This is a genomic window from Streptomyces sp. NRRL F-5755 (assembly GCF_001279365.1).
In the GTDB taxonomy this organism is placed as follows: domain Bacteria; phylum Actinomycetota; class Actinomycetes; order Streptomycetales; family Streptomycetaceae; genus Streptomyces; species Streptomyces rimosus.
On the sequence record NZ_LGCW01000277.1, the window covers coordinates 58,486 to 69,956 of the forward strand.

At 73.0% G+C, this 11,471-nt stretch carries 10 protein-coding genes and 1 pseudogene; 5 read left to right on the top strand and 6 right to left on the bottom strand.

What is annotated here, in order from left to right:
- Positions 1–169 precede the first annotated feature (169 nt).
- Positions 170–664 (top strand): ATP-binding protein, encoded by a 495-nt coding sequence (locus ADK86_RS26965; protein WP_053698940.1) that lies wholly within the window; start codon positions 170–172, stop codon positions 662–664.
- A gap of 340 nt (positions 665–1,004) precedes the next feature.
- A complete protein-coding gene (locus ADK86_RS26970) occupies positions 1,005–1,646 on the top strand; it encodes a TetR/AcrR family transcriptional regulator (RefSeq protein WP_053698941.1) in 642 nt (213 codons plus the stop codon).
- A gap of 55 nt (positions 1,647–1,701) precedes the next feature.
- Here the strand turns inward: ADK86_RS26970 and ADK86_RS26975 are convergent, their stop codons facing one another.
- The 3 genes from ADK86_RS26975 to ADK86_RS43345 form a co-directional block, all read right to left on the bottom strand.
- Entirely contained in the window at positions 1,702–3,174 is a 1,473-nt protein-coding gene (locus ADK86_RS26975; protein ID WP_053698942.1) for an aminopeptidase P family protein, read from the bottom strand.
- A gap of 194 nt (positions 3,175–3,368) precedes the next feature.
- Positions 3,369–4,943 carry a PP2C family protein-serine/threonine phosphatase gene (locus ADK86_RS26980; protein ID WP_053698943.1) on the bottom strand — a complete coding sequence of 525 codons (1,575 nt, stop codon included), beginning with the start codon at positions 4,941–4,943 and terminating at the stop codon, positions 3,369–3,371.
- Positions 4,944–4,991: 48 nt separating this feature from the next.
- Positions 4,992–5,279: a hypothetical protein gene (locus ADK86_RS43345; protein WP_125519975.1), complete on the bottom strand. Its 288-nt coding sequence runs from the start codon at positions 5,277–5,279 to the stop codon at positions 4,992–4,994.
- A gap of 334 nt (positions 5,280–5,613) precedes the next feature.
- Between ADK86_RS43345 and ADK86_RS26985 the strand changes: the two genes are divergently transcribed.
- A complete protein-coding gene (locus ADK86_RS26985; RefSeq protein ID WP_053698944.1) occupies positions 5,614–6,336 on the top strand; it encodes a bifunctional DNA primase/polymerase in 723 nt (240 codons plus the stop codon).
- A 338-nt stretch (positions 6,337–6,674) separates the two neighbouring features.
- Positions 6,675–7,271, top strand: a complete 597-nt coding sequence (locus ADK86_RS26990; protein WP_053698945.1) for a hypothetical protein — start codon at positions 6,675–6,677, stop codon at positions 7,269–7,271.
- Positions 7,272–7,672: 401 nt separating this feature from the next.
- Here ADK86_RS26990 and ADK86_RS26995 read toward each other — a convergent pair whose 3' ends face one another.
- From ADK86_RS26995 to ADK86_RS27005, 3 genes are all read right to left on the bottom strand, one after another.
- Entirely contained in the window at positions 7,673–8,641 is a 969-nt protein-coding gene (locus ADK86_RS26995; RefSeq protein WP_053698946.1) for a DUF5926 family protein, read from the bottom strand.
- A 401-nt stretch (positions 8,642–9,042) separates the two neighbouring features.
- A complete protein-coding gene (locus ADK86_RS27000; RefSeq protein WP_420718888.1) occupies positions 9,043–9,774 on the bottom strand; it encodes an ATP-binding protein in 732 nt (243 codons plus the stop codon).
- 149 nt (positions 9,775–9,923) lie between these two features.
- Positions 9,924–10,766, bottom strand: coding sequence for a glycerophosphodiester phosphodiesterase (locus ADK86_RS27005; RefSeq protein ID WP_030374342.1), 843 nt, complete (start codon positions 10,764–10,766; stop codon positions 9,924–9,926).
- Between the two features lie 306 nt (positions 10,767–11,072).
- Here ADK86_RS27005 and ADK86_RS43355 point away from each other — a divergent pair.
- Positions 11,073–11,471: pseudogene (locus tag ADK86_RS43355) on the top strand (hypothetical protein); the annotation flags it as partial.

An 11,471-nucleotide genomic window follows, 5' to 3' on the forward strand; every position in this document is an offset into this window, starting at 1 on the left:
ATCACCACGGGCGCCGGGGCGCACGCGGGCGCATGCCCGGCCCGTTACACCGGCGGGCGTCGTCGGTACATCCGCCGAATGGGCGGAGTCACGTCCCGCGCACGCTTACGGACCATGCGCCCCGGCAATACGTATCGATATGTCGAGCCGCGACCAGGAGGCTGCAGCGATGAGCATCTGGTGGTCCCTGCATCTGCGGCGCGAGGCCGCGAGCGTCCCGCTCGCCCGGCGGCTCCTGCTGGGCACGATGGAGACGGCCGGGGTGGACCCGGACATCTCCCACGACCTGTCGGTCGCCCTCTCCGAAGCGTGTGCGAACGCCGTCGAACACGGTGGCGACGCCGCCACGGAGGACTACCGGGTCACCGCCTTCATCAACGGCGACACCTGTCACATCGAAGTCACCGATTCCGGTCCCGGTTTCCGGGAGCGGGCCCGCAGGCCCAAGCGCCCCGGACGGAGCGGAACGCCCGATACCGCCGCGCCGCCCCCACCCATGGCAGCCCCCGCCCCGGCCCAGGCCGAACACGGACGGGGGCTGTTTCTGATCGAGGCCCTGACCGACCACGTCCGCTACCGCAACCGCTCCGGGCGGTGCGGCGCAGTGGTCAGCTTCGACAAGATCCTCAAGTGGAAGGAGGAGGTGCCGCTGATGGCGTCGTGAGGGGGAGTTCCGCCCGTGGGCCGGCGCCGCCGCCCCGCGCGGACGCGACATGCCGAAGAAGTACGGGGAACCGTCGCCCGACGCGCTCCCGGACCGCGTGCGCTCCGTATCGGAATCCGCCGAGCGGCGCGGTCCCGCAAGGGGAGGACGTCCCCCGCCGCGTCCCCGGTTGCCGCGGGACCCGCGCACACTCCAGCTCTAACGCGAGGTGACTCGCGTTAGCGTTCTGGACGATACGTGGCCGGAACTCGCACTGCAATACGGAGCCGCCTTGAACACAGCGCAGCCACCTCCCGGCGCGTCCCGGCCGGGGGGACGTACCGCGCGAACACGGCAAGCCGTGCTGGACGCGGCCTTCGAGGAGCTGGGGGACGGCGGGTACGCGGCGCTCACCGTGGAGCGGATCGCCCAGCGCTCCGGCGTGCACGCCGCGACGATCTACCGCCGCTGGCGCACCACCGAGCGGATCGTCTGCGAGCTGATGGTCGACCTCAGCGCCGAGGTGCCGCTCCCGGACACCGGGGCGCTCGCGGACGACCTGCGCGCGCTGGCCCGCTCGATCGCCGCCTTCTACGCGGAGCCGCGCTTCCGCGGGCTGCTGGAGGCGGTGGTCTCCGCCGCCGCGCGCGAGCCCGCCGCCGCCGACGTGCTGCGGGAGTTCTTCGACGAGCGGCTGCGGCTGGCCGGCCGTATGGTGCACCGCGCCGTGGAGCGCGGCGAACTGGCCGGCGGCGCCGACGCCGACGAGATCATGGCCGCCCTGGGCGCGCCCTTCTACTACCGGCTGCTGATCGCCCGCCGCCCCATCGACCTGCGGCTGGCCGACCGCGCCGCCCAGGCCGCCTGGACGGCCGCCCGGGCCGGGGTCTTCACCCGCGGGCCGCAGGACGCGGAACCCGGGATCGCGGAACTCCGCAGCGCCGAACCCCGGAACGCCGAACCCCGGAACGCGGAACCCGGGAACGCCGAAGGCGGCCGGTGACCCCGCGCGGGGCCGCCGGCCGCCTCCGGTCAGCCGATTCCGTGTACGGCCGTGATCAGGCCCGCTGAGCGGTCAGCCGGGCCATCCACGCCTCGACCTCGTCCGAGCGGCGCGGCAGCGCGGCGGACAGGTTCCGGTTGCCGTCCTCGGTGACGAGGATGTCGTCCTCGATCCGGACGCCGATGCCGCGGTACTCCTCCGGGACGGTCAGGTCGTCCGCCTGGAAGTACAGACCGGGCTCGACGGTCAGCACCATGCCGGCCTCCAGCGTCCCGTTCACATACGTCTCCGTACGGGCGACGGCGCAGTCGTGCACGTCCAGGCCGAGCATGTGGCCGGTGCCGTGCAGCGTCCAGCGGCGCTGCAGCCCCAGCTCCAGCACCCGGTCGACCGGGCCCTCGACCAGGCCCCACTCGACCAGCTTCTCGGCGAGCACGCGCTGCGCCGCGTCGTGGAAGTCGCGGAACGCGGCGCCCGGCTTGACCGCCGCGATGCCGGCCTCCTGGGCCTCGTACACCGCGTCGTAGATCTTGCGCTGGAGGTCGGTGTACGTGCCGTTGATCGGCAGCGTACGGGTGACGTCCGCGGTGTAGAGGGTGTTGGTCTCCACGCCCGCGTCCAGCAGGAGCAGGTCGCCGGAGCGGACCCGGCCGTTGTTGCGTACCCAGTGCAGGGTGGTGGCGTGCGGCCCGGCGGCGCAGATCGAGCCATAACCGACGTCGTTGCCCTCGACGCGGGCGCGCAGGAAGAACGTTCCCTCGATGTAGCGCTCGCTGGTCGCCTCGGCCTTGTCGAGGACCTTCACGACATCCTCGAAGCCGCGCACGGTCGAGTCGACCGCCTTCTGCAGCTCGCCGATCTCGAACTCGTCCTTGATCAGGCGCGCCTCGGAGAGGTACACCCGCAGCTCTTCGTCGCGCTCGGCGGTGACCTTGTCGGCCAGCGCCGCCTCGATGCCGGCGTCGTGGCCGCGCACCACGCGGACCGGGCCGGTGGCCTCGCGCAGCATGCCGGCCAGCTCGCGCACGTCCGCGCAGTCCACGCCGAGCAGCGCGGCGGCCTCGGCCAGGCTGTTGCGGCGGCCGACCCACAGCTCGCCCATGCCGTCCAGCCAGAACTCGCCGTTCTCGCGGTTGGAGCGGGGCAGCCGGTAGAGCGTCGCGTCGTGGCCCTCGCCGTTCTCGCGGGGCTCCAGGACGAGCACGCTGTCCTCGGTCTGGTCACCCGTGAGGTGGACGTACTCGGTCGCGGCGCGGAAGTCGTACTCGGTGTCGTTGGAGCGGGTCTTCAGGTTGCCCGCCGGGATCACCAGGCGCTCGCCGGGGAAGCGGCGGGACAGTGCCTCGCGCCGCCGGGCCGCGTTCGGCGCCTGCTCGATGGGCTCCAGGTCGCGCAGCTCGGTGTCGGCCCAGCCCGTCTTCATGCTCGCGGCGAGCTCGTCCGACACGCCCGGGTAAAGGCCGTTCTTGCGCTGCTTGATCGGCTGCTCGTCCTCGTCCGGGGTCTCCGGCGTGAGCTCGTCGGTCACTATGCCTCCTTGTAAGACTGCACCGCGTTCCATCGTAAGTGCGAAGGGAACGGGGTCCAGGGGTCGGAAGCGGTGAGATATCGGACAGGTCGGGCGGGGCGGTACGAGGGCCCGTGGCGACGTCCGGACCGCGTACGCAGCCGCCCGGACGAAGCCCCGCGCGCCGTGCCGATCAGTGGACCGGCCGCGGCCCCTCATTCGAAGTACGCCGCGAGCAGCACCACGTCCTCCGGGGACTCCGGGTCGTCGATCCCGTCCGGCAGCAGCGTCCGCAGCAGGTGGTCCACGAGCGCGTCGGGGTCGTGGCGTACGGCCCGGGGGATGCCGGCGGCGGCCGAGTGGAGCCGGGCGAAGGCGCGGTCCATCGGTTCGCCGGTGCGGCGCAACAGCCCGTCGCTGTAGAGAAGAAGGGTTTCTCCTGGCGCCGGTGCCAGCTCCACGCTCGGCGCTTCCCAGCACGCCAGCATGCCCAGCGGCGCGGACAGCGAGGTCTCCACGTACTCGGTGCGCCGGTCGCCGATGATCAGTGGCGGGCAGTGGCCAGCCCCGGCCAGCACGATCCGGCGGGCGGCCGTGGCACTGCCCGGCCCGTACGTCCCGTACGCACCGGGTACGGTCCCCGGTGTACCCGGTCCGTGCGGCCCGCCCGGCGGTGCCTCCGCGAAGGCGAACAGCGCCGTGGCGCTACGGGCCGGCTCGGTCAGCCGCAGCAGCAGTTCGAGGTCGGAGAGGACCGCGACCGGGTCCTCGCCCTCCATCACCGCGTACGCCCGCAGCGAGGCGCGCAGCCGTCCCATGGCGGCCACCGCGCCCGGTCCCGAGCCGGTGACGGAGCCGACCGCCAGGCCCAGCGCGCCGTCCGGCAGCGGCAGCGCGTCGTACCAGTCGCCGCCGCCGAGCGGTCCGGTGCCGTGCCGTATCGCGAGCCGTACGCCGGGGACACGGGGCAGCCGGCTGGGCAGCAGCTCCTCGCGCAGTGTGGTCACGGTCTGCCGCTGGCGGTGCAGTTCCAGGAGGCGGGCGAGGTGGGCGGTGGCGTATCCGAGGTAGAGGCCGACGAGGTGGCGCTGCCGATCGGTGGGCTCGGCGGGTTCGTCGTAGAGCCAGACCGCGGCGCCGAAGCGGCCGACCGGGTCGGCGTCCAGCGGCACGGCGTAACTGGCCGCGTACCCGAGGCGCGCTGCGACCTCGCGCAGGCGGGGGTCGAGGCCGGGTTCGCCGGGGATGTCGGGCTGGGCGATGTCGCCGCGCCCGCAGGCGACACAGCCGGAGCCGCCCGAGGGCGTGCCGTCCGGGGGCGCGGGGGCCGCCGGAGCTCCGTCCGGGTGTGCATCGGGCCGGTCACGAGGGTGGTCACGAGGACCGCGCTCGCGTCCGTCCGGCTCGGGCAGTCCGTCGAGGATGCGGCCGAAGGAGAGCGCGCGGCGCGGCACGGTCTCGATGTGGCCGATGTCCGCCTGCCCCAGTCCGAGGCCGATGGTGGTGTCCGGACCCCGGCCGTCGCGCGGTTCGAGGACCACCATCCCGCGTCGGGCGCCCACCAGGAAGGCACCGGCGCGCAGCAGCTCCTGGAGGGCCGCTTCGAGGGTCTGTGTACGGGCCAGCCGCTCGGTGAGGTCGTGCAGCGTGGTCAGGTCGGAGATCCAGCCGGCGAGCCGGTCCTGGACGGCCGCGGAGCGGGCCTCGGGCGGGGTGTCCGCAGGGGCTGATGCGGTTGCGGACTCGGCAGTGTGCGTGGGGGCGGGAAGTGCTGGTTCGATTCCAGCCACTTTCGGAACGTGCGGGGTGGTCATGGCCGGCGGCTTACGTAGTGCCGCTCAAAGCCCCAGGTCAGGCCGCTTGGTGGCGAGGGATGCGGCACTTTGTTGAGTCGTGTTGAGTAGTGTTTCGAACTGCTCAATTTCCTCAATAGCATCGCAAACCCCCATGTCATGTTGCTCCGCTATCAATGCCTCCACATGTACACGCCCCGGTGACACGATGTCCAGCATTGTCCCCGTGGGGTTTGTGGTGTCAACGAGACGGGGAAGTTGGCCGGAAAATATCCCCCCGAACGTCAATTTGAGGTCGACTGGCGGCGTTCGACAGTGCGTCATCACCACCATGGCGGGTACGTACTCGGAAAGGTGCGGGGTCAGTTGGAGCCGCGCCGGAACTCTCCGACGGGCACGGGCGTCTAACACCTCGACGACCGCGCCGCACCGCACCCCCAAGTGGCGGATCTGCTCCACGGGACAAGCAAGCGCCATGCGCGCGCCACCCTCCGCCACGTTCCACGCTCGGCGTATGGCGTGATGCGCTGCTCCGTACACGCAGTGACCACAGATCCACGTGGCGTTCAGGGGTTCGCAGGAGCCGTGACACACCACGCAGCGGCATGAACCGGCATGTAGTGCGATGGACATAGCCCTCGGCGTTAACGGAAAGGAACGAGCGCTCATGCGCGAGATCCTCGGAAGGCGACGCAAGCTCCAGCTCCGGCGCGGCGGAAGGCAGGCACTGCTCGGTGCGGCACTCCACTGTGCCACCGAGTGGCAGTGGCCCGTACTCCCAGGCGTCGGACTGCGGACCGGCGGGAAACAGACGGGCGGCAAACCGTCCGGCGGGCGGCACGGCCGCGCCGAGCGCGGGACGCGCCCGTGCAGTTGTCCGGACCCGGACTGCGTGGTGCCCGGCGCCCACCCCTTCGACCCCGGCCTGTTCGCGGCCACCACCGATGCCCGCATGGTGCGCTGGTGGTGGACCAACCGGCCGACCGCGCCCCTCCTCCTGGCCACCGGAGGCCGTGCGCCCTGCGCGCTCAGCCTGCCGGCCGTCGCCGGCGCGCGGGCCCTGGCCGCCCTCGACCACTTCGGCGTCCGGGTCGGCCCGGTCGTCGCCACCCCCACCCGCTGGTCGCTGCTGGTCGCCCCGTACTCCCTCGCGGAACTGGGCGAGTTGCTGCACTCCCGGGACTGGGTGCCCAGTTCGCTGCGCTTCCACGGCGAGGGCGGTTACGTCGTCCTGCCGCCCTCGCAGATCGGCGCGGGCAAGGTCCGCTGGGAGCGCTCGCCGGGCACCGGACCGGCCGCCCCCTGGCTGCCGCAGGTGGAGACCATTGTGGACGCCCTGGTCACCGCGAGCACCAGTGCCCCGGACGGGGGAAGCCGGCTCGCGTACTGAAGGCGCGGGGTTTTCGCTCTCTGCCCCTCGGAATCCCTGCCTGTCGGCCCCCTGCCCCCGGAACCCCTCCCCCTGAAACGCCCCTTCAGGGCGCCACCCCCTCCCGGAACCCTCTCCGATCGTCCGGATCTCCTCCGACCGTCCGGATCACCGGCACCCCGAACCGCTCGCCGCGGCGCAAGAACGCGCGGGCGGTTCACTCGTATGAGTGTGAGCAGCCCGGTGGTGGCGGGGATTCGGGGGCGCGAGCCCGTTATGTGCCCGTTCCGGCCCGATATGTTCGGCGGACCGTCAATCCGGCGGTCAATCCCTCGCCCTGACAACCGCAGGTGGGTCTTATGGAGCGTGCGCCGAACCTCCGCATGATCGCGCTGGCCAGCACGGTGGCGCTCGCCGTCGCGCTGCCGCTGGCCGCGGCGACCGCGGGTCCGGCCGAATCTGAACGGTCGGCCCCGGACGGCTTCGCAACCGCTCCACAATCGGACGGTCGATCTCCGGTACGTACCGGCCTGCCCGGCACGCCGAGCGCGGGGGCGCGTACGGGTGCGGGCACGGGTGCGGCGCAGATGGCCGCCGGCCACCGGAAGGCCCGCTGCGGGCCGGAACTGGCTTCACCCGAAGGAGTGGAAGCCCAGACGTGTGTTCTCGCCGAGGGCGGCCGGTCCTGGGCGCGTATGTACTACCGCAACACGTCCGGCGGGCCCCTGCGGGCCGTACTGACCCTGATGCGGCCGGATGGCAGGACCGTACAGGCGTACTGCGAGATTCCGGCCGGTGACGAGCCCGGGACCTGCGAAACCCCGCGCGAGCCGACGGTCGGCGGAGGTGTGGCGCCGTACACCGCGGTGGCTGAGGTCGCCGACGCGCGGGGCGAGCGCAAGCTGCTGCGTGCCGGCAGCAACGCGCCGACGGACGAGCGTGGTTCGGACCAATGACGGTACGAGGGCGGGCCTGGTGCTCCGGGAACGTCCCTGGTGGCCCGGGAGCGGGCCTGCCGGCGCGGGAGCGGCATGCGGGGGCTGCGGGAGCCGGGCGGTCCGGAGCGGGCCGGGCGGGGCTGCCACAGGTCCGCCCGGGCGCCCTCCCGGGATCGGGCCGTAGCGGTCCGCTGGTCATCCGGATGCGGACATGGAAGCGCCCGGTCGCTGGCGACGGGGGATGCACCAGCGACCGGGCTCCTAGAACGGTAACAAGAGATCCGCGGTTCGCAAATTCGATCGTGGAATTCCGGACGCGTATTTACCGGTCGGTACGGCGAGTTGTGACCAGAGTCACGTTCCCGGTCACAGTCCGGCGGCCCGCGGCGCGCCCGTCGGCCACGGACCGCCGACCGCGGTCAGCTCAGCGTCACCTGACGGTTGGTGAGCCCGCCGCGGGCGCGACGCTCCTCCGGCGTCAGCGGCGCGTCCGAGGTGAGCGCCGCGGCGAGCCGCTCCGCGAAGGCGGCGGCGGGCTTGGCCACGTCGTCGGCGCTCATCCCGGACGGCAGGTCCCAGACCGGTACGACCAGGCCGTGCGCCCGGAAAGACCCGACCAGACGGGTGCCTTCGCCCAGCGAGGAGGTGCCGGCGGCGTGCAGCCGGGCCAGCGCGTCCAGCAGCTTCTCCTCCGGGTGGGCCATCACCCAGCGCAGGTGGTTCTTCTCGGGCGTCTCGCACCAGTACGCGCCCTCCAGGCCGGCCAGGCGCTCGGTCGGGATGGCCGCGGCGTTCGCGCGCTCCAGGGAGGCGGCGACCTCGCCCGTCGCGTTCTCGGCGTCCTCCACCCAGAACTCGAAGCCGCTGTGGACCTGCGGCTCGAACGGGGCGGCCGGGTCCAGCAGGTCCTGCAGACGCGGGCCGTCCGCCGCGGCGCGCTCGGCGGCGACCGGGGTGCCCGGCTCGGCGGCCAGCGCGCGCCGCAGCGTGTCGGCGAGGTCGCGGCTGAGGTCGCCCGAGGCGGTGTCGTTCTGGAGGCCGAGCAGGACGGCGCCGTTGTCGCGGCGCAGCGCGGGCCAGGCCATGGGCAGGACGGTCGCCAGCGTCACCGACGGGACACCCTCCGGCAGCCCGTCCTTGAGCGTCAGCTCGACGGTGGCGGCGGGCACCAGCTCGCGCAGCGCCACCCAGTCGCACTCGCCCTGAAGGCCCTCGAAGGGGCGCTGCACCAGCTCGGTCGCGGCGTGCGCCGCGGTCCGGCCGTGGCACGCCTTGTAGCGGCGGCCCGAGCCACAGGGGCAGGGCTCGCGTGCCCCGACGACGGGCACCTCGCCGTCCTTGATCTGCGGTGCTGCGGCCTTGGTCTGGGGGCGGCGCTTCTTGGCCATGGCGAGGCGTTCTCCTGGTCGATCCTGGGCGTACGGACGCGTTCCGGCGCGAGCCTAGACGACTGGGCCGCGCACCGCGCCGCGCACCAGGGGCCCCGGGCGTGCTTCCGCCTCACGGGCCGTCGAGGGGCCCGTTCACGGCCCGGGACCGTACGGGCCACCGGAATTGGTCCCACGGGACCGCTCGTCGCCGTACGGCCGTGTCGCCGCCACGCGCGGCGCCGGTACGGTCCCGCGGCGTACGAGCCGACCGCGGGGCGCGTATGCGGTACGGACGGCGCCGGCCGGGCTCCGTACGGGCGCCATGAGCCGCCGGACGGGGCCCGGGCGGCCCTGGTGATCCGGACCGTCCCGCGCCCCCGCCTCACCGGCCTCGGCGGCTGGCCTCACCGGCCCGGGCCTCAGCCGCCCGACAGGTCGAACTCCACCAGCGCCAGCTCCGGCCGCCCGCTGCCCGCTTCCCGTCCTGCGGCCGATGCCGGTTCCGGTACGGGAGCCGGCTCGCCGGTACGAAGGGCCTGCTCACCGGCCGGTTCCGGCATGCGGTCGGTGAGCGGTACACCGGATGCGCACCCCGGGGAGACCGGGGTGGGCCGCCCGCCGCGTGCTCCGCCGGTGAAGTCGGCGGAGAGCTCGGCCGGGAGGTCAACGCGCGTAGCGAACGAGCCGCGCAGGCCGTGCAGGGCGAGCAGGGCCCAGACCGTCACCTCGCCCTCCGTGTCCTGAACGCCCCATTCCTTGGCGAGGGACCGGATGATGGCGAGCCCGCGGCCGCCCTTGGCGGTGACCGAGGGCGTGGACGGCTGTGGCCGGGTCGGACCGCCGCCGTCCGTGACGGAGATGGTCAGCTGGCCGTGTGCGTCGATGCGCCAGGCCGCCCGTATCGCGTCCGGCACCGCGTCACCCGCGGCGCCCCGTACGGAACCGGCCGTCTCCTGCGTGCATATCGGACGTGCATACCGACATGAATTGCTCAGCAGTTCGGAAAGAATGAGTACCGCGTCGTCGACCACGGTGTCCTGGACACCGCTTGCCAGCAGTTCCTCTCGCATGCGCCGCCTGGCCGAACCGACCCCCGACGGACCATGGGGTACGGCCATGATCGACGCCGTCGGCACCTCTTGTGCCACCATCAACGCCACCCCCGAGACCTCCTTCGCCCCACGCCACGGGATGGATGCCCCAATGGCCTGGACCGGAAACCGGCCAGTCCCGGTGCGGTGACGCACTCGTAACGATCGGATACAGGTCGAATGCGCCGGTGCACTCCCTGTGACAGCCGTTAGTCCAGGCCCAGTTGGGCTCGTACCTGTTTGGGGCGGTTGGTGATGATTGCATCCACTCCCAAGCGTTCACACAGCTCGACATCCGCCTCATCGTTGACGGTCCAGACGTGCACCTGATGGCCCGCGCGGTGCGCCTTGGCGACGTACTCGGGATGGGCACGAAGGATGCGGACACCCGGCCCGGCGATGCCGACGCCGGGCGGCAGCCGGCCGTCGCGGTGGCGCGGCGTCAGGAACTGCATCAGGTACACACCAGGGATGTCGGGGGCCGCGGCCCGTACCCGGTGCAGCGACCGGGCCGAGAAACTCATGACGCGCACCGCGGGCGGAGCGTCGGCCGACGCCTTGGTGTGGCCGAATCTCGTCAGTAGCGCGACGAGCCGCTCCTCCACCTGACCGGCCCAGCGGGTCGGGTGCTTGGTCTCGATGGCCAGCTCGACCCGGCGGCCCGCGTCGGCGACGAGTTCGAGAAGTCGCTCCAAAGTGAGGACGGAGGTGCGCTCCGGGTCCTCGTGCTGGCGGTCCGGCGCCTCGCCGGCGGTGTCCTCGTCCTCCTTCCAGGAGCCGAAGTCCAGCGCCGCCAGATCGGCCAGCTCCAGCGCGGAGACCGCGCCGCGCCCGTTGGAGGTGCGGTTGACCCGGCGGTCGTGCACGCAGACGAGGTGGCCGTCCGCGGTGAGCCGCACATCGCACTCCAGTGCGTCGGCGCCGTCCTCGATCGCCCGGCGATAGGCGGCCAGGGTGTGTTCCGGCGCGTCCTCGGACGCGCCACGATGGGCTACGACGGAAATGCGGGAGGGGCCCGGGGTGCGGTCCCGCAGTGGGTACGCGGTGGTCACCGGGTTATCGTGCCATCGCTCGCGGGAGGGACGCCTTGTGCACTACCTGATCCGCATAACACCGGATGCGCGCGGTATGCCCGGGATAAAGGATGGGGAGACAGTCACAGCCTCGGCTTACGGCGGCCTGACACGTGGTGGGAAAGGCTTGCCCCCGGGACAGTCGCCGGTACCGCCTGCCCGTCGCCCGTACGCCAGGGGCCGTCCGTACGCCAGGGGCCCACGCCGCATCCTGGAGACCGAACCGCATCCTGAAGGAGAGGCCGGGCCGTGGCCCGGCACCGTCGCGAAGCTGAGGAGAGAGCCGTGAGCACCGAGAACGAGGGCGCCGCCGTCCCGCCGGAGGCCCAGCCGCCGTCGGCGCCCCAGGCGTCGGACCGCGCACCCGAGGCCGGTGCGCGTACTTCGGACGGCCCAGGTGCGCGCGATACGGCGGGTACGCAGGACGCCCCGGCGACGGGCAGCGCGGCGGAACCGCAGGGCGCGCCGGCGTCGGGCACGCCTGCCGCGGCAGCGCCTGAGGGCATGGCGGGGGCGCAGGCCACGCCGAGTGCGCCGGACGCGTCCGCCCCGTCGGGCACCGGCGAGAGCGGCCGGACCGCCACCCCGCCGGCCACCAGCGCGGCGACGAGCACGGCCGCGATCAGGCCGCCGTTGCGGCGCTTCTTCGGCGCGGGCGCGCCCGGGGCGCCCCACACGTCGCCC